The sequence below is a fragment of the Curtobacterium sp. SL109 genome (assembly GCF_026672405.1).
Classification (GTDB): Bacteria; Actinomycetota; Actinomycetes; order Actinomycetales; family Microbacteriaceae; genus Curtobacterium.
In genome coordinates, this window is record NZ_JAPPRB010000002.1 from 981,489 (window position 1) to 1,001,137 (window position 19,649).

Consider the following 19,649-nt stretch of genomic DNA (forward strand, 5'->3'; position numbering starts at 1 on the left):
CGGACGACACGATGGTCGGTTCTTCGGAGCGAGTGACGGGAATCGAACCCGCGCTACCAGCTTGGGAAGCTGGAGTTCTACCATTGAACTACACTCGCGCGCCCGCTCGGCGGGACTCGACAACCATACCGGATTCCGCCCTGGACGCCAGCCGACCACGTGTCGCAGGCCGATGCGCCGGGCCGAGCCGAGCCTCCCGGCCGTCGCGGCGACCGACCATGCGTGATGGCCGTGTCTCCCCTGTGAGGCCGCCCCGCTGACGGACAGGTGTCGGGGCCGTGTGTACCGTCCAGGGAGTTGATCGACCCCGACCCCGAGGAGGCCCGGATGGTCAGGCATCCCCTCATCGACGACGTGATCGGCTCCGCGATCGTGGTCGATTCCGACTCCCACGTGGTGTGGCTGACGGACGCGCTGGCCTCCCTGCTGCAGCGCGCTTTGGCCGCCGAACGCGTCGTCGTCCTGCGGACCCGCCCCGACGCCGCCATCACGCCCGCACTGCGCCACGCACTCGGAGCGCACGGAGCGGCCTGGGCCGTGACGGCGCCCGACGGCAGCCTGCGGGACGGCCGGACCGGAGTCGAGGCCACGGACGTCACGGACTTCGCGACGCACGGACCGGAGCTGCTCGGGGTGCCCTCGCTCGCACACCCGGTCGCCGAGGGGTCCGTCCGGCAGATCAGCATCGACCTGACCCTCCGCCACCACGCCGAACGGGCAGTCGACATCGGCTCCGCGATCGAGGCCCTCTGCCACACGGTCGGCACCTGTCCGACACGGTGGGGCACCACCGAGCCGCTCGCCGTGCCGTGGGACCGCTGGGTCGTCACGCAGTACGCCAAACACGAGTCCCCGGGCATCAGCACGTCCTACGCGGTGGGCGACGGCTTCTCCGCGACGATGACCGCGCACCTGACCGACGGCGTCGTGATCGAGACCATGTCCGCCGTCCTGACCGTGCCCGACGAGGGCACCGACCCGGCGCTCGCCGAGCGGATGCTCGACGCCGTGCAGCGCGTCGCCGGCGAGGTCATGACGGTGTTCGGCGTGGTCATGCAGCGCCGCGGTGACGCCGACCACCTCGTCCGGCCCGTGTCCCACGGGGAGCCGGCACCCCTCGCGGTCGTCGTCGGACCCGAGGCCACCGGGCTCCTCGACCGCGGGGACGTCTGGCCGCCGCCGCACACCTCGACGTCGAGCTTCGTGGGCGGGACCGGTCCCGACGGCGCCGGTTCCGACGGTGCCGGGCTCATCGTCCGGCTCGAGGACGGCTGGACGGCGCTCGAGGCCTTCCTCGACCGCATCGACGAGGACCGCTTCCTGCAGCTCGTCGGTGGCGCTCCGCTCGACCCCTCGCACGACGAGGGCTCCCTCGACGGCCACGTCAGCGCCGGTGGCGTGCACGGAGCGCACGGTGCCGCGTGACGTGACCCTGCTCTGCCGGGGCCCGGTGGAGGTGCGGGAGGTCGCCGAGGCGCTGCTCCTGCACGATGACACCTGGGGTGTGCGGGCACTCGACGACGGCCCCGTGATGCAGGTCTGCCGTGACCAGGACCACCCTGTGGTGACGGTGCTCGGGGTCCGACGCGTGGACGTGCTCGACGAGGTCGAGCGGATCCTGCCGGACGCCCCGCCCATGACGATCCCCGTGTGGTGGGTCGACACGGTGATGCCCGCGGGCCCGGACGGCGAGTCCGGGATCAGCGCAGCGCTCGAGGCCGCGATGGACCTCGACGCCGTGTGCATCGTGCACGGCGACTGAGCCGAGGCGCCGCTCAGTCGCGCTGGCGCATCGCGCTCAGGCGCTCGTTGTAGGCCTTGAGCTCCGCGTCGCCGTCCCGCTCTGCCTGGCGGTCGAGGCGCTTCGCGTCGCGCTTGTCCGACTTCACCCAGTTCCGGACGACGAGCAGCGCGACGAACACCATCGGCAGCTCGGAGGCACCCCACGCGATGCCGCCGCCGGTGTGCTGGTCCGCGAGCAGCCCGACGTCGTTCGTCTGCCCGAGGGCGTGGAACCAGTCGGCGGCGTACACGGCCTGCGACGTCATCACCGCGACGCCGAAGAACGCGTGGAACGCCAGGGTCGCCAGCAGCGCGATGATGAGGATCGGGTACTGCGGGCGCTGGGGGCCCGGGTCGATGCCGACGAAGACCCAGAAGAACAGGTAGCCGCTCAGCACGAAGTGGACGACCATCGCGACGTGCCACTCGTGCGACTGCATCGCGAACTGGAACGCGGGCGTGAAGTAGAACACCACGAGGGACCCGGCGAAGATCACCCCGGCGACGGCCGGCTTGGCCATGAACTGCATGTAGCGCGAGTGCACGAACAGCATCAACCACTCGCGGGCTCCGCGGGAGCCGTCATTGCGCACCGGCAGGGTCCGCAGGGCGAGCAGCACCGGGCCGCCGAGCACGAGCGGCAGCGGCACGAACATCATCAGCAGCATGTGCTGGATCATGTGCGACGAGAAGTGGATCATGCCGTAGACCGACGGCCCGGCCGAGGTCGTCCAGATGAACACGGCGCAGCCGAGCACCCACGAGATCGTGCGGCCGACGGGCCACGAGTCCCCGCGCTTGCGGAGCTTACGCACCGCGAGCAGGTACCAGCCGGCTCCGACGACGGCGAGGGCGAGCCACACCCAGTCGATGTGCCACTGCGTCAGGAACGTGTGGAGCGTCTGCGTCGGCGGGTACGGGTAGCCGATGAGCCCGGAGCGGGTGTCCTGGCCGGTCTCCGGTGTCTGGGGGATCGGCGGCTGGCTGCGCGACACCGCGACCGAGACACCGATGGCGATCGCCATGAAGACGACCTCGGCCAGGGCGAACCGCGTGAAGGAACGGCGGTCGAGCGGGGAGCGCAGCAGGGCGGGGACGAGCTTGCGGCGCTGGACGATCCCGGCCAGTCCGAGCAACACGAGGATCACGGCCTTGACCGTGATGAGCCAGCCGTAGGTCGTAGTGACCAGGTCGAGCGGACCGGTCAGACGGAGTGACGCGTTGACGATGCCCGAGAAGGCGACGGCCGCGAACGACCATCCGGCGAGGGTCGAGTACCGCGCGACGACGCGGCCGGTGGCGCCCTTCGTACCGGTGCGGAGCAGGAGCACGGCGACCAGGCCGCCGGCCCAGACGCACACCCCGATGAGGTGGATCGCGAGGGAGTTGACCGCGTTGGCGTGCTCGAGCGACCCGGCGGCGTGCCCGGAGAGGGCGAGGGGCAGCAGCGCGAACAGCCCGGCGACCGTGGCCACCGCGAGCGTGGTGACACGGGTGGCGAAGGCCGCCAGCACCGTGGCGACGAGGATCGCGACGGCCGACACCACGAGCGACTGCCCGATCTCGACCTGGAACGCGAAGACCATGAAGTTGCGGGCGAAGAGCGGCGAGGTGATGGAGGACCCGAGGGTGTTCGCGCCCGTGAACACGATGCCCACGACGGCGGACAGGAACCACACGGCCCCGGTCGTCGCCGCCCAGCGGACCGCGCGGTGCTGCACGCTCGAGATGGCTCGGTGGTCGGCCTTCTGCGCCGGCAGTGCGAACGCTGCGACGATGAGCAGGCCGATCGTCAGCGCGGCCATGGTGTCGTGCACGGCCCGCGCGACGGGGAGGCCGTACTGCACGAGGTCGCCGGCGCTGACGAGCTGCTGGTTCGCGGTGAAGGCCCCGGTCACGGTCATGCCGAGGATCGAGCACGCGACGGCGAGCGGCACGGCGACGGCGAGCACGGTCGCGACGGTGGACGTGCGAGCGGTGACGGGCGCCGCTTCCGGCGTCGGGCCTCCAGCGGTGGTTGCGGTGGTGGTGACGGACATCGACCTGTTCCGGGGACGCTTTCGCCCGCGAGACCGCGGACCCTCCATCGTAGGCGCGCGGGCCTGGATCCACGCCGTCCGTCTGCTCAGGAACCCGCGGTGCCCTCCATGTGCCCCAGGCGTCCCTGCTCGTCGAAGTCCACCGTGATCGTGCCGCCGGACAGGGTCAGTGTGCGACCGTCCCACGGCGCACCGCGGAGCGACGCCCAGCTCGCGACGGCTCGACGGTGGTCCTGGACCTCGATCGACCGGATGCCCTCACCGAACACGCGGAGCATGCGGGGGACCGTCGGGGCGTCGAAGAGCAGCCCCTCGAGCAGCAGCCACACCCGGGTGCCCCCGCCGACCTCGGCGTTGTAGCCGAACCAGGTGCCGCTTGCCAGCCGCGCTGCGATGGACAGGCCCCACCCGAGCTCGTACCCGGTGCGGACGGCGTCGTCGTCGGGGGCGCCGTCGAACGCCACCTCGCCCTGCACGAGCTCGGGGACGTCGTACCGTTCGCCGAGCGCCCGTGTCGCGGTGGCCGCGGTGAGCACCGACTCCGGGTGCTGGCCCGGGTTCGCCCATCCCCACAACCAGCTGCGCGGGCCCGGGGCAGCGGTGCCGAGGAACTGCACCGGGAAGGTGGCCGGGTTCGCCCCGGAGAAGTGGAACTGCCCCGCTGCCAGGTCCACGTCCCAGTGCTCGTGGTCCTCGAAGCGGTCAGCCAATGCCAGCTGGGCCTCGTAGGCCAGGAAGACCCCGTCGTCGATGAGTGCCTGCATCCCCCGTGAGCGCGTCATGCGGCCGACCCTACCCGGCACCCCCGGCACCCTCGGCACCCTCGGCACCCTCGGCACCCCCGGCGCCCCCGGCGCCCCCACCGCTGACCCGGCGCTCCCAGATCCCCTCACTGCCGACACCGACGAACCCGACCGCCTCGTTGACGTCGAGCATCGGACGGTTCTCCTCGGCGTTGAAGGTGATGATCGACGGGTGTCCGGGGTGGTCCCGCTCGACCGTCTCGATGCCCACCACCTTGAGCAGCCACCCGAGCCGGTGCCCACGGTGCTCGCGCAGCACGAGGGTGTCCCACTGGAAGACGGGCTCGGCCACCTCGTCCGGCACCGCCAACTGCGTGAACCCGGCGAGGACCCCGGTCGGGACGTGTTCGACGGCGACGGTGAGCATCGTGCGCGGTGAAGCGTCGAGCAGCGCGTCGTGCTCCTGCAGTCGCTCCACGGTCCAGACGTCCTCGGGCTCCTCCATGTCGCCCTCGGGGGCGTCGGTGCTCATCCGGGTCTCGAGCAGCGCGATGCCCTCCTGCCACCGCGGCGGTGTCGGGCCGGTCCAGGCGTGCACCCGGTACCCCGGGCCAGCGGCGGCCACGGCGCGGTCGTGCAGGGTGCGCACGACCGAGGCGTCGGTGGGCAGCGCGAGCCGGCTGATCCGGTTCACCTGGCCGAACCGCCACCCGCGACCGGTCAGGAAGCGCACGCCGGCCTCGTCCTCCGGCACGGCACCGAACCCGGTGGGCGCCTGCAGGTACCCGGGCCCGGTCGCCGACCCGACCTGCCGCGACACGGCGTACGTCTTCCACTGGGTGCGGCCCTCGGCCCGGGCGATGCCCTCCAGGTGGTCGGCGAGCAGTGTCCCGACGCCACGACGACGGTGGTCGGGGTCGACGCCGACGGAGAGCCAGCAGTTCGGGGTGCCGGCCGCGGTCTTCGAGTCGTAGGAGCCGGCAGCGACGACGAGGTCGTCCTCGTCCCGCACGACGAACAACCGACTCGGCGCCTCGGGGTCGTGCATCATCGCGAGCTGGGCCTCGGCGGTCCAGACGAGCTCGGTCAGTCCGTGGACGGCCACCTCGGACCGGGCCGACACGGCCACCCACTCGCGGAACGCCGCGACGGCCGCCGGGTCGTCGTCCATGGTCCTCGGTACGTCGAGCTCGATGACGCGGTACACGGTGGTCCCTTCCCGCCACCGAGCACGGTGCAGGGCAGCCGGCCAGCCTACCGGCGCGTCGATCCCGGCCGCTAGGCTTCGGTACCGTGCTGCTCTCCGACCGCGACATCACCGCCCAGCTCGCCGCCGGACGGATCGGCCTCGACCCCCACGACGCCTCGCTCGTCCAGCCGTCGAGCATCGACGTCCGTCTGGACAAGTACTTCCGGCTGTTCGACAACCACAAGTACCCGCACATCGACCCCGCGGTCGACCAGCCCGACCTCACCCGGCTGGTGGAGACCGACCCGGACGAGGCCTTCGTGCTGCACCCCGGCGAGTTCGTCCTCGGCTCGACGTACGAGGTCGTCACGCTGCCCGACGACATCGCGGCCCGGCTCGAGGGCAAGAGCTCGCTCGGTCGCCTCGGCCTGCTGACGCACTCCACCGCGGGCTTCATCGACCCGGGCTTCTCGGGCCACGTCACGCTCGAGCTCTCGAACGTGGCCACCCTGCCGATCAAGCTCTGGCCGGGCATGAAGATCGGGCAGCTCTGCTTCTTCCAGCTGTCGAGCCCCGCGGACAAGCCCTACGGCTCGGCCGAGTACCAGTCCCGCTACCAGGGACAGCGCGGCCCGACGGCGTCCCGCTCGGCGCTCAACTTCCACCGCGCGGACGTCTCCGAGCGCGACTGACTCCGTCCGGCTGCGAAATACAGAATGGTGTGTATCGTTGCACCATGACCGGAGCTCCGACACGGACACCGCCGCCCGTCTCCGGCGCTGACCTGATCCGCGGCGCACGCGACCGCGCCGCCCTCACCCAGGTGCAGCTCGCCCGTCGCGCCGGGGTCACGCAGAGCGTCATCAGCACGTACGAGAACGGTCGCCGCGAGCCCTCCCTCGCCGCCCTGCAGCGGCTGCTCCGCGCCGCCGGGTTCCTGACGGTGATCGACCTCGAGCCGTTGGCCACCGTGTCGTCGCTCCGCGAGCGCGTCGCAGCCCACCGCACCGAACTGTGCGACGCCGTCACCCGTCTCGGCGGCACCAACCCGCGCCTGTTCGGCAGCGTCGCGCGCGGCGAGGACGGCCCGGACAGCGACGTCGACCTGATGGTCGACCTCTGCCCGGGTCTCGGCATGTTCACGCTGATGCGGATCCAGGACGCCGCCGAGGAGGTGCTCGGCGTGCGGGTCGACGTCGTCGCCGCCGACGGCATGCGCCCGGAGGTCGTCCGGCAGGCGGTGCCCCTGTGAACCGGGACGTCGACCAACGACTCGAGGACGTCATCCGCGCCTGCCGCGTGATCGGCCGCTACGTCTCGGCGGACACCCTGCCGGACGACGTCGTGTACGACGCCGTCCGGATGCGCCTGGTCGAGATCGGCGAGGCGGTGCGGATGCTCCCCGTCGCCGTGACCGCCGGCGAGCCCGGCATCCCGTGGTCGCGCGTCTCGCTGCTGGGGGAGCGCCTCACGCGCCGGTACTTCGACACCACCCCCGCACTCGTCCTCGGGACCGCGCAGGTCGACGTCCCGCACCTGCAGCAGGCAGCGCAGCGACTCCGGGCCAGCCAGCGCTGACGGCGGGTGCGGCCGGTCGCCAGCGCACGTCCCACCGGACGGGAGGCTCGGTCCGGGCTGGCAGGGCGCCTCCCGTCCAGCCGTGGTCGCGACCACGGCCTCGGTCCGGCCGTGCGCTGACGTCGCGATCTGGCGTTGACGGATCTGGTCGGCTCAGCCCGAGGATCCCGAACCGGATCCGTCAGCCGCCGTTCCGGGAACCGTCCCATGTCGACGGACGGATGGACGGACGAACGGCGGTCCGGCTGTCCGGATGTCCTGTCAGATGCGCGAGCGGGCGGATGGCCGAACGGCCGAACTCGCTTCCGGGCTTCCGGGCTTCCGGGCCTCCGGTCCGGCCGCGATCGCGGCCACTGCATCGAGCCGGCCGGGGGACGACATCGCGATCTGGTGTTGACGGATCTGGTCGGCTCGGCCCGAGGAACCGGAACCGGATCCGTCAGCCGGCAATTCGGAATCCGTTCCGGGTCCGGGTCCGGGTTCCGGTCCGGGTCCGGGTCCGGGCGAGCGTGCCGGGGAGACGGCACAGGGCCCCGTCCGCGATGCGGACGGGGCCCTGTGGGTGGGACGAGTGACTACTCGCCGGCCTTGGCCAGCTGCTCGAGTGCGTCGTTGCCCTTGTAGGCCTCGACGGCGTTGTCCTTCGTGACGAGCACCGGGGTGAGCTCGACGGCGGGGACGACCTTCGCACCGTTGTCGTTGTTCTTGTCCTTGGTCGTCTTCGGCGTCTTGCCGTCGGCGATGTCGGACACCAGGTCGATGGCCGCCTGGGCCTCGTCCGTCGTGTTCTTGTAGATGGTCGAGTACTGCGTGCCGTTCATGATGAGCGGGATCGACGCGGTCTCGGAGTCCTGACCGGTGACGACCGGGTTCTCCTTGCCGGCGGCCTTGGTCGCGGTGAGGATCGCACGGGCGAGCGTGTCGTTCGGCGACAGGACGCCGTCGAGCTTGGTGTCGCCCGAGTAGTACTGCGAGATCAGGTCGGTCATGCGCGACTGGGCGTTCTGCGCGAGCCAGCCCTTGGTCTGCACCTTCTGGAAGGTGGTCTGACCCGAGACGACCTTGATCGTGCCGTCGTCGATCTTCGGCTGCAGGACGTTCATCGCGCCGTTGAAGAAGACGGTCGCGTTGGCGTCGTCGGCGGAACCGGCGAAGAGCTCGACGTTGTAGGGTCCGTCGCCCTTCTTCTCCTTGAGGCCCTTGAGGAGGGCGTTGGCCTGCAGCTGGCCGACCTTGTAGTTGTTGAACGCGACGTAGTAGTCGACGTTCTTCGTGTTCAGGATGTTGCGGTCCCAGGCGATGACGACGGCGCCCGAGGACTTCGCCGACTTGACCTGGGAGGTGAGCTGCGAACCGTCGGCGGCACCGATGATGACGGCCTTGGCGCCCTTGGTGATCATGCCCGAGATCTGCGACTGCTGGTCGGGGACCGGGTTGCCGGCGTTGGCGTACTGGATGTCGGCCTTGAAGCCGGCGTCCTCGATCGACTTCTTGAACGCGGCGCCCGCGAGGACCCAGTTCTGCGAGGTCTTGGCGGGGAGCGCGACGCCGATGAGGTCGCCCTTCTTGATGGCCGCGTCGGTGCCGCTGCCGGAGTCCGAGCCACGGGCCGAGCAGCCGCTGAGGGCGAGGCCGGTGATGAGCGCCAGGCTGAGGCCGGCGACGATCTTCTTGCGCATGTGATTGCTTTCTCTTCGTTGAGGAGGGTGGGGCCGAGGCCCCGCTGTGAGGGGTGGAGGGCTAGGGGAGGGTGACCTTCTCGGGCTGGTCCTCGATGGACCGCGGCTGCTGGGCCGCCACCGTGTTCTGCTCGGTGTCCTTGCGCTGGAACTGCCGCATCATGCCGCCGATGAGCGACGGACGCCCCTGCGACTTCGAGTAGACGTCGAAGGCGACGGCGACGAGCAGCACCAGACCGCGGATGATCTGCACCTTGTTGGACTCGAGGCCCATCAGCTGCAGGCCGTTGGACAGCAGCGCCATCACGAGACCACCGATGATCGAGCCGGAGATCGTGCCGACACCACCGGCGACGGCGGCACCACCGACGAACACCGCGGCGATCGCGTCGAGCTCCCAGCCGGTGCCGTCCGCGGGGCCGGAGGCACCCGAGTAGGCGACGAACACCATGCCGGCGACGGCGGCGAGGACGGACATGTTCATCATGACGAAGAAGTTGACCTTCTTCGCGCTGACACCGGAGAGCACCGCGGCGCTGGAGTTGCCACCGACCGCGTAGACCTGGCGACCGAAGATCGTGTTCTTCGTCACGAAGCCGTAGATGATCGTCAGGACACCGAGGATGATCGCGACGATCGGGACCGAGGTGCCGACGGGGCCGGCGCCGAACAGGTACGTGGCGACGAGCGTGACCGCGACGAGGATGCCGGTGCGGACGACGGAGACCCACAGCGGCGGGACCTCGGCCTGCATCTTGCGACGACGGCCACGGCCGCGGGCCTCGATGATGATCAGCGCGGCGATGGTGACGAGCCCGATGAGCAGGGTGCCGTTGCTGTAGCCGAAGTCCGGACCGAAGTCACCGAGGAAGCCGGCGCCGATCGGGGTGTAGGCGTCCGGGACGGGGACCGAGGTCGAGTTGCCGATGATCTGGTTGACGCCACGGAAGATGAGCTGGCCGGCCAGGGTCACGATGAACGCCGGGACGCGGACGAACGCGACCCAGAAGCCCTGCCAGGCACCGATGAGGGCACCGACGGCGAGGCCGAGGATGATCGCGGTCCACACCGGGAAGTGCCAGACCGCCATGGACTGCGCCACGATGATGCCGACGACCGCCGCGACCGAACCGACCGACAGGTCGATGTGGCCGGCGATGATCACCATGACCATGCCGAGCGCCAGGATCAGGATGTAGGAGTACTGCAGGAACAGGTTGATCACGTTGGTGGGCTCGAGGATGAGGCCCTGGGTCGTGATCGAGAAGAAGATCAGCAGCGCGATGAGCGCGATGACCATGCCGTACTGGCCGATGCTGTTGCCCTTGCCGAAGAGCTGTTTCAGGTTGTTCATGAGGCTGTGGCGCCCTTCCGCGCGGAGGTCATGCTGCGCATGAGCGATTCAGGATCGGCCTGGTCGGCCGGCAGGTCAGCGGTGATCTGACCCTCGAAGATGGTGTAGATGCGGTCGGAGAGCCCGAGGAGCTCGGGGAGCTCGGACGAGATGAGGATGATGCCCTTCCCCTCGGCCGCGAGCTGCTGGATGATGCCGTAGATCTCGAACTTCGCGCCGACGTCGATGCCGCGGGTGGGCTCGTCGAGGATGAGCAGGTCGGGGTCGGTGAACATCCACTTCGACAGGACGACCTTCTGCTGGTTCCCGCCGGAGAGCTTGCCGACGTTGTCCTCGACGCTCGGCACCTTCGTGCGGAGCATCTTGCGGTACTTCTCGGCGACCGAGTACTCCTCGAGCGAGTCGACGACACCGGCCTTCGAGATCTTCCGCAGGTCGGCGGCGACGGTGGAGCGCTTGACGGTGTCGAGCAGGTTCAGGCCGAGGGCCTTGCGGTCCTCGGAGACGTAGCCGATGCCGTTGTCGATGGCCTGCTGCACGGTGTTGAGCTTGATCTCGCGGCCGTCCTTGACGACCGTGCCGCCGAGGAAGGTGCCGTACGAGTGGCCGAAGAGGCTCATCGCGAGTTCGGTGCGTCCGGCGCCCATGAGCCCGGCGAACCCGACGATCTCACCGCGCTTGACGTGGAAGTTCGAGCCCTTGCACACCAGACGCGAGGAGTCGAGCGGGTGCTGCACGGTCCAGTCGCGGACCTCGAAGAAGGTCTCGCCGATCTTCGGGGTGCGGTCGGGGAAGCGCGACTCGAGCGAGCGGCCGACCATGCCGCGGATGATGCGGTCCTCGTTGACGCCGTCCGCCTTGACGTTGAGCGTCTCGATGGTCTTGCCGTCGCGGATGATCGTGATGCTGTCCGCGATCTGCTCGATCTCGTTGAGCTTGTGGCTGATGATGATGCTCGAGATGCCCTTGGCCTTGAGGCCGACGATCAGGTCGAGCAGGTGCTGCGAGTCGTTCTCGTTCAGGGCCGCGGTGGGCTCGTCGAGGATGAGCAGCTTGACGTCCTTGTGCAGCGCCTTCGCGATCTCCACGAGCTGCTGCTTGCCGACGCCGATGTTCTTGATCTGCGTGTCCGGGTCGTCACGGAGACCGACGCGGGCGAGCAGGTCCTGGGCGCGCAGCTGGGCGGCGGTCCAGTCGATGGTGCCGAACCGGCCGGGCTCGTTGCCGAGGAACAGGTTCTCGGTGATCGAGAGCTCCGGGATCAGCGCGAGCTCCTGGTGGATGATCACGATGCCGGCCTGCTCGGACTGCTTGATGCCCGAGAAGCGGACTTCCTGGCCCTCGAAGACGATGTCGCCGGTGTAGGTCCCGTACGGGTAGACGCCGGAGAGGACCTTCATGAGGGTCGACTTGCCGGCACCGTTCTCGCCGCAGATCGCGTGGACCTCGCCGGCGCGGACGTTGAGCGAGACCTCCGAGAGGGCCTTGACACCAGGGAACTCCTTGGTGATCGAGCGCATCTCGAGGATGGTCTCGGGTGCTGTGATCGACCGGGTCTCGAGTCCGGTGTCGATCGGGGTTGACGCCACGGTGCATCTCCTTCTGCCGCTGCGATGCGGCAGTCCTTCGGGTGGTCCTGCTGCGGCAGCGAAGGCGCAGGAGGCCTGCGTGGACTTCGTTGTCGCGTCCAGTGCCCCAGCCCGTGTGACGGTGATGTGAACGGTCACATCGGCTGGAACGGAGGCAATACTACGCACGGCGACGCCACAGGTGTCAATTCGTCACTGTCGCGTTTCGGTAACGGTCGCGGTGTCGGTGGGATCGCGGACATCTGTTGTCCCCCGATCTGGGGTCGATCGCCTGCGTTCCGCGGATCGGACGGGAGGCTCGTGGCGGCCTGGCACCGTGCCTCCAGCCCGGTGGTCCGCCCGGACCGAGGTGCGTTCTCCGGCCACTACCCGCGGTGGCGGGGTGCGCTGGTCGACGCGCGGACCACGAGCTGTGGGACGATCTCGACCGCGCGGAGCACCTCGTCCTCGTCGGGCAGGAGCAGGTCGACGCAGCGGCGCCCGAGCTCGGCGAAGTCCACCTGCACGGTGGTCAGCGGCGGCCAGAAGTGCTTCGCCTCGGGGATGTCGTCGTAGCCCACGACGGACAGGTCGCCCGGCACGTCGAGCCCGTAGGACCTGGCGGCGTGCACGACCCCGAGGGCCATCGCGTCGTTCGAGCAGAACACCGCGGTGCAGTCGCGGTACCGCAGGAGCTCACGGCCGGCGTGGTACCCGAAGTCGGCGGTCCAGTCCCCGAGGATCGGCGGCTGCACGGGCTTGTCGCGGTCGGACATCTCGCGCAGGAAGCCCTGCATCCGGGCGTCGGCCTCGATCCAGTCCTGTGGGCCGGCGATGTGGCGGACGTACTCGTGGCCGAGGTCGAGCAGGTGCGCGGTGGCGAGCCTGGCGCCCTCCATCTGGTCCACCCAGAGCGCCGTCGGGTCCTCGCCGATGCTCGAGCGGAGGGTGACGTACGGCGTGCGGACGCCGAGCTCCTCGATGAGGTCGAACACCCGCTGCTGCGGCGCGATCACGATCATGCCCTCGACGTCCTGGTCGAGCAGGTGCCCGAGCCCGTCGCGCACGGCGGTGTCGGTCGGCTCGGCGATGTTCGCCGTCGTGACGGAGTACCCGCGGGCGACGGCGGCGTCCTCGATGGCCTGCATCGTGACGGCGGGGCCGTAGTGGGAGCGCTGTGCCGTCAGCACCCCGATCGTCCGGGTGCGGGACGTGACCAGCGCGCGGGCGGCCCGGTTCGGCCGGTACTGCAGCTGCTCCATCGCGGCGAGCACGCGGTCGCGGGTCTCGGCGCGGATGGCGTCGGAGTTGTTCAGGACCCGTGAGACGGTCTGGTGCGACACACCAGCGACCCGCGCGACGTCGCGGATGCTGGGCGATCGCGGTGGCTGTGTCCGCGTCGACGCCATTGCTTGCTCTCTCCCGCTCGGTGTCGTGGCACGCCCATGTGCACGTTCACATTCCGAGCCAGATCATTATGCACGCCTGCCGCCCGGGTGCCAGCCGGGAGGTCCGAGCGGGTGCGGGCCACGGCGGGCTGGCGTGCGCGAGGCCGCCTCGTGGTGCGAGCTTGCGCACCCCGTGCCGCGGGACAGGCCTGCACCAGGTGGTCGACCTCGCACGGGCCGAGGGAACGCGCACGGTGCGACGCGGGTGTGCACCGACGACGAGGGAACGGCGACCGTGCGCCACAGGCCAGCACCCGCACGGCCGGGACGCCGAGCGCACGGACACGCCCGCGACGCGCCCGGAGGGGTCAGTCGAGCGCGTTGACCGGCAGCTGTTCGAGCTGCCACCCGAGCCACGGGCTGAACGCGAACGGCGCCGCCGAGACGGCACTGCGGAGCGCGCTCTCGGAGAGCCACTCGTACTCCGAGACCTCGTCGTCCGCGGGGGCGGGGAGGTCGTCGGTCACGGCGCGGAACACCGGGCAGACCTCGTTCTCCACGATCCCGGAGGCGTCGACCGCCCGGTACCGGAAGTCGGGCAGCACGCTCTGCACGTCCCGCACGGTGATGCCGAGTTCGCGCTCGGCACGGCGGGCGATGGCGTCCTCGAACGTCTCGTCCGGGCCGGGGTGGCCGCAGAAGGAGTTCGTCCAGACACCGGGCCAGGCCTTCTTCGACAGCGCACGACGCGTGACGAGCAGGTCGCCGTCCGCGTTGGTGACATGACAGCTGAAGGCGAGGTGCAGCGGCGTGTGATCGGTGTGCACCGCGAACTTGTCCGCGGTGCCGATCGGGGTACGGTCTTCGGCCAGCAGCACGACGGTTTCAGGGAAGTGGTTCATCTAGTTCGATAGATTAGGCCAATGACGGACGAAGCGGCCACCGTGGCGCACATCGACCTCGCCCTGGTCGACGAGTGCCTGGAGCGCTTCTTCGTCGTGTCCTCGGCCCGGGCACAGGCCTTCGGCCGCCCCTCCGAGGAACTCTGGCGGGTGCTCCGCAAGGCGAGCATGGGCGGCAAGCGCTTCCGTCCCCGCATGGTCCTCACCGCGTACGCCGGCCTCGGTGGCACCGACGTCCACGCGGCGTCGCACGTCGCCGCCGCCTACGAACTCCTGCACACCGCGCTGGTCGTGCACGACGACGTCATCGACCGCGACTGGTCCCGCCGCGGGCAGCCCAACGTCGCCGGGTCCTTCCGCGACACCGGCACGACGGGCGGCCTGCCGCTGCCGACCGCCGAGCACCGGGGGATGAGCGCCGCGGTCATCGCCGGCGACCTCGCGCTCTCGGGCGCTCCGCGCTTCATCGAGTCGAGCGGCGTGGACGGCGACCGGCGCACCCGCCTGCTCGACCTGTTCGACGACGCCGTCTTCGCCAGTGCCGCCGGGGAGATGGCCGACGTCGACCTGACCCACGGCGTGATGCCGACGGTGGACGAGGTCCTGGCGATGGAGCGCGCGAAGACGAGCGTCTACTCGTTCGAGGCCCCGCTGCAGTCCGGCGCCGTGCTCGCCGGCGCCGACGAGTCGATCGTCACCGCGCTCGGCGCCTTCGGCCGCGAGATCGGCATCGCCTACCAGGTGGTCGACGACCTGCTCGGCGTCTTCGGCGACGAAGCAGCAACGGGCAAGACCGCGATCGGTGACCTGCGCGAGGGCAAGCGCACGATGCTCATCGCCTACGCCGCCACCACCGAGTGCTGGGCCGAGCTCGCGCCGTACCTCGGTGACCCCGACCTGACCGAGGAACGCGCTGCCGAGATGCGCCGCCTGCTCGTGCACTGCGGGGCGCACGACGCCGCACTCGTCCGGGTCCGCGAGCACACCGCGCTCGCCCGGGCCGAGCTCGCCGCGCTGCCCTTCGACCTGGCCGACCGTCTGGAGACCCTGGTGTCGGAACTGGTGGAGCGCGTCCGGTGACCACGAGCACCACGAAGGCCGGCAGCGGGCACGCAGCTCGGCTCCCGCTGTACGACGCCACCGCAGAGGCCGCGTCCGCCGTCGTCATCGACCGCTACTCCACGTCCTTCGGGCTCGCGTCGCGCCTGCTCACGAAGGACACCCGCGAGCACATCACGAACGTCTACGCCCTGGTCCGCGTCGCCGACGAGGTCGTGGACGGCCCGGCGACCGAGGCGGGGCTCGACCCGGCACTCGCCCGCACGGTGCTCGACGAGCTCGAGGCCGACACCGAGCGTGCGATGGAGCACGGCTTCTCGGTGAACCCGGTGGTGCACGCGTTCGCCAGGACCGCACGGACGACCGGGTTCGGCCCGGAGCTGACGAAGCCGTTCTTCGCGTCCATGCGGATGGACCTCGAGCAGACCGAGCACGACCAGGCCTCCTTCGACACGTACGTGTACGGCTCGGCCGAGGTCGTGGGCCTGATGTGCCTGCGCGCCTTCGTGTACCGCGCCGGCACGCCGACGTTCGACGCCACCGTGCTCGTCGACGGTGCCAGGGCCCTCGGCGCCGCCTTCCAGAAGGTCAACTTCCTCCGCGACCTGCACGCCGACTTCGAGGTGCTGGGCCGCTCGTACTTCCCGGGCGTCGACCTGCGCTCCTTCGACGAGGCCACCAAGACCCGCCTGGTCGACGACGTCCAGGCCGACCTCGACACGGCAGCACGGACCGTCCCGCTGCTGCCGAAGGACGCCCGCCAGGCCGTCGGCCTGGCCCACGCCCTGTTCCAGGAACTCAACGACCGGATCGCGGCCACCCCGGCCACCCGGCTCATCACCACCCGTGTGCGCGTCCCGAACCCCGTCAAGGCGCGGCTCGCCGCGCAGGTGCTCGCCGGACGCGCGCCGATCACGTCGCGCAGGGTGACCAGCCGACACACAGGAGGCCCAGCATGAGCCCGTCACGAGCCTCCCGTCCAGAGACCACCCGCAAGGTCCCCGTGCGTCGCGCCGTCGTCATCGGCGGCGGCATCAGCGGACTCGCGTCCGCAGCGCTGCTCGCGCGGGACGGCTTCGCCGTCACCGTGCTCGAGCAGCGCACCCAGCTCGGCGGCCGTGCCGGCACGTGGGAGCAGGACGGCTTCCGGTTCGACACCGGACCCAGCTGGTACCTGATGCCCGAGGTCTTCGACCACTTCTTCCAGCTGCTGGGCACGAGCGCCGACGAGCAGCTCGACCTGGTCAAGCTCGACCCCGGCTACCGGGTCTACAGCGAGGGCTACGACGAGCCGATCGACCTCCGGGCGACGCGCGAGGACAACCTCGAGCTGTTCGAGTCGATCGAGCCGGGCGCCGGCAAGCGGATGGCGAAGTACCTCGACTCCGCTGCCGACACGTACGAGATGGCCGTTCGCCGCTTCCTCTACGGCACGTTCCAGGACTTCCGGAAGCTGGCCGCCCCCGACGTGCTGCTCCGCATGGGCAAGCTCGCGCGGCTGCTGCTCGAGCCGCTGTCGAGCTTCGCCGAGACCGCCGTGCGGGACCGCCGCCTGTGGCAGGTCCTCGGCTACCCGGCCGTGTTCCTCGGCACCAGTCCGTACTCCGCGCCGAGCATGTACCACCTGATGAGCCACCTCGACCTGGCCGACGGGGTGCTCTACCCGAAGGGCGGCATCACCGAGGTCATCTCCGCGGTCGAGCGCGCCGCCCGGGCCGAGGGCGCCCAGATCATCGCCGGCGCCAAGGTCGAGCGGATCACCGTCGAGGGCGACCACGTCACCGGTGTCGTGCACCGCGACCGGGACGGCGTCCAGCACGTCGCTCCCGCGGACGTCGTCGTCAGTGCCGCCGACCTCCGCCACACCGAGATGCAGCTGCTCGACCGCGAGCACCGCACGCACGACGAGTCGCACTGGAAGAAGCGCGACCCGGGCCCCTCTGCGGTGCTCGTGTACCTCGGCGTCGACGGACCGGTCCCCGGGCTGCTCCACCACACGCTGATGTTCACCGCTGACTGGAAGGCGAACTTCGGCGCGGTCTTCGGCGACGACCGGCACGTGCCGGACCCCGCCTCGATCTACGTGTGCGCACCGTCCGAGACCGACCCGACCGTCGCCCCGCGCGGGTCGAGCAACCTGTTCATCCTGGTGCCGCTGCCCGCCGACGTCGGCATCGGCAAGGGCGGCGTCGACGGCGCCGGCGACTGGGAGGTCGAGCGCATCGCCGACCGGGCCATCGACGTCGTCGCGGAGCGCTCGGGCGTGCCGGACCTCCGCGACCGGATCCGCGTCCGCCGCACGATCGGCCCCCGCGACTTCGCGGACGACTACAACGCCTGGAGCGGCTCCATGCTCGGCCCGGCGCACACCCTGAAGCAGAGCGCGTTCTTCCGCGAGGGCAACGCGTCCGCCAAGGTCGACGGCCTGTACTACGCCGGGTCCTCGACGATCCCGGGCATCGGGCTGCCGATGTGCCTGATCTCCGCCGAGGTCCTGCTGAAGCGCATCCACGGCGACACGTCGACCGAGCCCCTGCCGACGCCGCTCGAGCGGTCCGCCGGTGCCCCGCCGCGGGTGACCCCGGCAGCGTCGACGCGGACCCCCACGCCGACGGCCGCTGGGTGATGCACGGGCTCTACCTCCTCGGGCTGCTGGTCTCCCTGACCGGCATGACCGTGCTCGACGCCCGGTTCCGCCTGTTCTTCTGGCGGGCACCGTGGCGTGCGGCGGCCGTCATGGCGATCGGTGTCGTGTTCTTCCTCGTCTGGGACGTGCTCGGCGTCGCGCTCGGGATCTTCTTCATCGGCCCCACCAGGCTGCTGACGGGCGTGCTGCTCGCCCCGGACGTCCCGCTCGAGGAGCTCTTCTTCCTGCTGCTGCTCTGCTACACGACGATGAACCTGTTCGGCGCCGTCCGGCCGATCGTGGCGCGGGCCGCCGACCGTCGGAGCCGGTCGTGAACGGGTCGGGCGTGTACGCGCTGCTCGCGGTGCCGTTCCTGCTCGTCGCCCTCGTGCTCGCGGTCGTCGCCGCCGTGGTGGCCGACCGACGTGCCCGGACGCGCGAGGACGCTGCCCGACGCCGACGGGTCACCGCCGTCACCGGCGTCGTCGCCGGGGTGGCGCTGCTCGTCATGACGATCGTTTTCAACAACGTCATCGTCACGCTGCGCATCGTCGCGTACGACCCGGCGCGCATCACCGGGCTCCGGATCGGGGCGTTCCCCGTCGAGGACCTGGCCTACGCCATCGGTGCCGTGCTGCTGCTCCCGTCCCTGTGGGTCCTGCTCGACCGCGACCACCGCGCCGAGCTCACGACCCGACCACGTCCCGAACCGGAGGACCCGCGATGACGGCGACCCCTGCCTCCCGGCAGTCGACCCTCGGCGCACTGTTCGTGTCGTCCCGGCCGATCAGCTGGGTGAACACCGCCTACCCGTTCGCGGCGGCCTACCTGCTCGGCAGCGGCGTCGGCGTCGACGGCGGTGGCGGCTTCTCGCTCGTGGCGCTGCTCGTCGGTGTCGTGTACTTCCTGGTGCCCTACAACCTGGCCATGTACGGCATCAACGACGTCTTCGACTACGAGTCCGACCTCGTCAACCCCCGGAAGGGCGGGGTCGAGGGGGCGCTGCTCGACAAGAGCGTGCACCGCACCACGCTGTGGGCCGTCGTCGTCACGAACGTGCCGTTCCTCGTCGCGCTCGTGCTGCTCGGCGGTGTCGGCGGCAACGGCCCGTGGTCGTGGCTCGTGCTGGCGATCAGCGTGTTCGCCGTCATCGCGTACTCGGCACCCGGACTGCGGTTCAAGGAGAAGCCGTTCCTGGACTCCCTGACCTCGTCGACGCACTTCGTGTCCCCGGCGGTCTACGGCCTGGCGCTCGCCGGACCGCACTGGACCGGACAGCTCGTCGCGGTGTGCATCGCGTTCTTCCTGTGGGGCGTCGCCTCGCACGCGTTCGGTGCCGTACAGGACGTGCTCGCGGACCGGGCCGGGGGCATCGGCTCCGTGGCGACGGTCATCGGTGCACGGGCGACCGTGCGCCTGGCGTTCGTGGCGTACGTCGTCGCGGGCGTCGCGCTGCTGTTCTCGGCGTTCCCGGGGCCCATCGCCGCCGTGGTCGTGATCCCGTACGCGCTCAACGTGCTGCCGTGGTGGAACGTCACCGACGCGGGCGCCGAGTCCGCGAACGCTGGGTGGAAGCGGTTCCTGTGGATCAACTACCTGGCGGGGTTCATCGTCACGATGGCGCTCATCGCGTACGCGTTCACGCACTGAGGGCGGGGCGGGTTCCTGTCCCCGCCCGCCTGTCCCGCGGCGGTCGGCTGTTCCGCGCGTGCTCGGCCCGGTCCCGCGCAGCTCGGCCCGTT

At 70.5% G+C, this 19,649-nt stretch carries 19 protein-coding genes and 1 tRNA gene; 11 read left to right on the top strand and 9 right to left on the bottom strand.

From position 1 onward, the window contains the following. Nucleotides 1-27: 27 nt before the first annotated feature. Nucleotides 28-98 (bottom strand) — tRNA-Gly (locus OVA28_RS06200). Between the two features lie 229 nt (nucleotides 99-327). On the opposite strand from OVA28_RS06200, the gene OVA28_RS06205 reads away from it, so the two are divergent. Then, nucleotides 328-1,425: a DUF6177 family protein gene (locus OVA28_RS06205; RefSeq protein ID WP_268096201.1), complete on the top strand. Its 1,098-nt coding sequence runs from the start codon at nucleotides 328-330 to the stop codon at nucleotides 1,423-1,425. Continuing rightward, a complete protein-coding gene (locus OVA28_RS06210) occupies nucleotides 1,415-1,762 on the top strand; it encodes a hypothetical protein (protein ID WP_139200826.1) in 348 nt (115 codons plus the stop codon). Before OVA28_RS06205 ends, OVA28_RS06210 begins: the two co-directional genes overlap by 11 nt. A 13-nt stretch (nucleotides 1,763-1,775) precedes the next feature. Here OVA28_RS06210 and OVA28_RS06215 read toward each other — a convergent pair whose 3' ends face one another. The 3 genes from OVA28_RS06215 to OVA28_RS06225 all read right to left on the bottom strand — a co-directional run bounded on the left by OVA28_RS06215 (nucleotide 1,776) and on the right by OVA28_RS06225 (nucleotide 5,771). Next, a complete protein-coding gene (locus OVA28_RS06215) occupies nucleotides 1,776-3,821 on the bottom strand; it encodes a cytochrome c oxidase assembly protein (protein WP_268096203.1) in 2,046 nt (681 codons plus the stop codon). An 86-nt stretch (nucleotides 3,822-3,907) separates the two neighbouring features. Then, nucleotides 3,908-4,603: a DUF6882 domain-containing protein gene (locus OVA28_RS06220; protein ID WP_268096204.1), complete on the bottom strand. Its 696-nt coding sequence runs from the start codon at nucleotides 4,601-4,603 to the stop codon at nucleotides 3,908-3,910. A gap of 10 nt (nucleotides 4,604-4,613) precedes the next feature. Next, entirely contained in the window at nucleotides 4,614-5,771 is a 1,158-nt protein-coding gene (locus OVA28_RS06225; protein WP_268096205.1) for a GNAT family N-acetyltransferase, read from the bottom strand. 86 nt (nucleotides 5,772-5,857) lie between these two features. Here OVA28_RS06225 and dcd point away from each other — a divergent pair, with 86 nt between their 5' ends. The 3 genes from dcd to OVA28_RS06240 are packed head-to-tail and all read left to right on the top strand — an operon-like array spanning nucleotide 5,858 to nucleotide 7,331. Then, a complete protein-coding gene (gene dcd, locus OVA28_RS06230; RefSeq protein ID WP_071279613.1) occupies nucleotides 5,858-6,445 on the top strand; it encodes a dCTP deaminase in 588 nt (195 codons plus the stop codon). Between the two features lie 44 nt (nucleotides 6,446-6,489). Continuing rightward, nucleotides 6,490-7,005 (top strand): helix-turn-helix domain-containing protein, encoded by a 516-nt coding sequence (locus OVA28_RS06235; protein WP_268096206.1) that lies wholly within the window; start codon nucleotides 6,490-6,492, stop codon nucleotides 7,003-7,005. Then, nucleotides 7,002-7,331, top strand: coding sequence for a HepT-like ribonuclease domain-containing protein (locus OVA28_RS06240; protein WP_268096207.1), 330 nt, complete (start codon nucleotides 7,002-7,004; stop codon nucleotides 7,329-7,331). The genes OVA28_RS06235 and OVA28_RS06240 overlap by 4 nt, the downstream gene beginning before the upstream one ends. Before the next feature lie 575 nt (nucleotides 7,332-7,906). Here the strand turns inward: OVA28_RS06240 and OVA28_RS06245 are convergent. From OVA28_RS06245 to idi, 5 genes are all read right to left on the bottom strand, one after another. After that, complete coding sequence (locus OVA28_RS06245) at nucleotides 7,907-9,010, bottom strand: substrate-binding domain-containing protein (RefSeq protein WP_268096208.1); 1,104 nt, start codon at nucleotides 9,008-9,010, stop codon at nucleotides 7,907-7,909. 61 nt (nucleotides 9,011-9,071) lie between these two features. Further along, on the bottom strand, nucleotides 9,072-10,364 hold the full coding sequence (mmsB, locus tag OVA28_RS06250) for a multiple monosaccharide ABC transporter permease (RefSeq protein ID WP_194659947.1): 1,293 nt from the start codon (nucleotides 10,362-10,364) through the stop codon (nucleotides 9,072-9,074). Further along, complete coding sequence (mmsA, locus tag OVA28_RS06255; protein ID WP_268098162.1) at nucleotides 10,361-11,884, bottom strand: multiple monosaccharide ABC transporter ATP-binding protein; 1,524 nt, start codon at nucleotides 11,882-11,884, stop codon at nucleotides 10,361-10,363. Before mmsA ends, mmsB begins: the two co-directional genes overlap by 4 nt. Nucleotides 11,885-12,318: 434 nt before the next feature. Beyond that, nucleotides 12,319-13,341: a LacI family DNA-binding transcriptional regulator gene (locus OVA28_RS06260; protein WP_194629177.1), complete on the bottom strand. Its 1,023-nt coding sequence runs from the start codon at nucleotides 13,339-13,341 to the stop codon at nucleotides 12,319-12,321. Nucleotides 13,342-13,688: 347 nt separating this feature from the next. Beyond that, entirely contained in the window at nucleotides 13,689-14,222 is a 534-nt protein-coding gene (gene idi, locus OVA28_RS06265) for an isopentenyl-diphosphate Delta-isomerase (RefSeq protein WP_194659948.1), read from the bottom strand. 21 nt (nucleotides 14,223-14,243) lie between these two features. Between idi and OVA28_RS06270 the strand changes: the two genes are divergently transcribed. From OVA28_RS06270 to OVA28_RS06295, 6 genes are read left to right on the top strand one after another with little or no spacing between them, the layout of a single operon-like run. After that, complete coding sequence (locus tag OVA28_RS06270) at nucleotides 14,244-15,302, top strand: polyprenyl synthetase family protein (RefSeq protein ID WP_194659949.1); 1,059 nt, start codon at nucleotides 14,244-14,246, stop codon at nucleotides 15,300-15,302. After that, entirely contained in the window at nucleotides 15,299-16,240 is a 942-nt protein-coding gene (locus OVA28_RS06275; protein ID WP_194659950.1) for a phytoene/squalene synthase family protein, read from the top strand. The genes OVA28_RS06270 and OVA28_RS06275 overlap by 4 nt, the downstream gene beginning before the upstream one ends. Beyond that, nucleotides 16,237-17,907 (top strand): phytoene desaturase family protein, encoded by a 1,671-nt coding sequence (crtI, locus tag OVA28_RS06280; RefSeq protein WP_268096209.1) that lies wholly within the window; start codon nucleotides 16,237-16,239, stop codon nucleotides 17,905-17,907. Before OVA28_RS06275 ends, crtI begins: the two co-directional genes overlap by 4 nt. Continuing rightward, a complete protein-coding gene (locus OVA28_RS06285; protein ID WP_194660182.1) occupies nucleotides 17,907-18,242 on the top strand; it encodes a lycopene cyclase domain-containing protein in 336 nt (111 codons plus the stop codon). Before crtI ends, OVA28_RS06285 begins: the two co-directional genes overlap by 1 nt. After that, nucleotides 18,239-18,634: a lycopene cyclase domain-containing protein gene (locus tag OVA28_RS06290; RefSeq protein ID WP_268096211.1), complete on the top strand. Its 396-nt coding sequence runs from the start codon at nucleotides 18,239-18,241 to the stop codon at nucleotides 18,632-18,634. Before OVA28_RS06285 ends, OVA28_RS06290 begins: the two co-directional genes overlap by 4 nt. After that, nucleotides 18,631-19,557 (top strand): prenyltransferase, encoded by a 927-nt coding sequence (locus OVA28_RS06295; RefSeq protein WP_194659952.1) that lies wholly within the window; start codon nucleotides 18,631-18,633, stop codon nucleotides 19,555-19,557. The genes OVA28_RS06290 and OVA28_RS06295 overlap by 4 nt, the downstream gene beginning before the upstream one ends. Nucleotides 19,558-19,649: the final 92 nt, after the last annotated feature.

Excerpts from the sequence above, each read along its gene's own strand:
- crtI (WP_268096209.1), top strand. The coding sequence starts at position 16,237 with ATGAGCCCGTCACGAGCCTCCCGTCCAGAGACCACCCGCAAGGTCCCC.
- OVA28_RS06235 (WP_268096206.1), top strand. The coding sequence starts at position 6,490 with ATGACCGGAGCTCCGACACGGACACCGCCGCCCGTCTCCGGCGCTGAC.
- OVA28_RS06285 (WP_194660182.1), top strand. The coding sequence starts at position 17,907 with ATGCACGGGCTCTACCTCCTCGGGCTGCTGGTCTCCCTGACCGGCATG.
- OVA28_RS06205 (WP_268096201.1), top strand. The coding sequence starts at position 328 with ATGGTCAGGCATCCCCTCATCGACGACGTGATCGGCTCCGCGATCGTG.
- OVA28_RS06260 (WP_194629177.1), bottom strand. The coding sequence starts at position 13,341 with ATGGCGTCGACGCGGACACAGCCACCGCGATCGCCCAGCATCCGCGAC.
- OVA28_RS06270 (WP_194659949.1), top strand. The coding sequence starts at position 14,244 with ATGACGGACGAAGCGGCCACCGTGGCGCACATCGACCTCGCCCTGGTC.
- OVA28_RS06215 (WP_268096203.1), bottom strand. The coding sequence starts at position 3,821 with ATGTCCGTCACCACCACCGCAACCACCGCTGGAGGCCCGACGCCGGAA.
- idi (WP_194659948.1), bottom strand. The coding sequence starts at position 14,222 with ATGAACCACTTCCCTGAAACCGTCGTGCTGCTGGCCGAAGACCGTACC.
- mmsB (WP_194659947.1), bottom strand. The coding sequence starts at position 10,364 with ATGAACAACCTGAAACAGCTCTTCGGCAAGGGCAACAGCATCGGCCAG.
- OVA28_RS06245 (WP_268096208.1), bottom strand. The coding sequence starts at position 9,010 with ATGCGCAAGAAGATCGTCGCCGGCCTCAGCCTGGCGCTCATCACCGGC.
- OVA28_RS06295 (WP_194659952.1), top strand. The coding sequence starts at position 18,631 with ATGACGGCGACCCCTGCCTCCCGGCAGTCGACCCTCGGCGCACTGTTC.
- OVA28_RS06220 (WP_268096204.1), bottom strand. The coding sequence starts at position 4,603 with ATGACGCGCTCACGGGGGATGCAGGCACTCATCGACGACGGGGTCTTC.
- mmsA (WP_268098162.1), bottom strand. The coding sequence starts at position 11,884 with ATGCGCTCGATCACCAAGGAGTTCCCTGGTGTCAAGGCCCTCTCGGAG.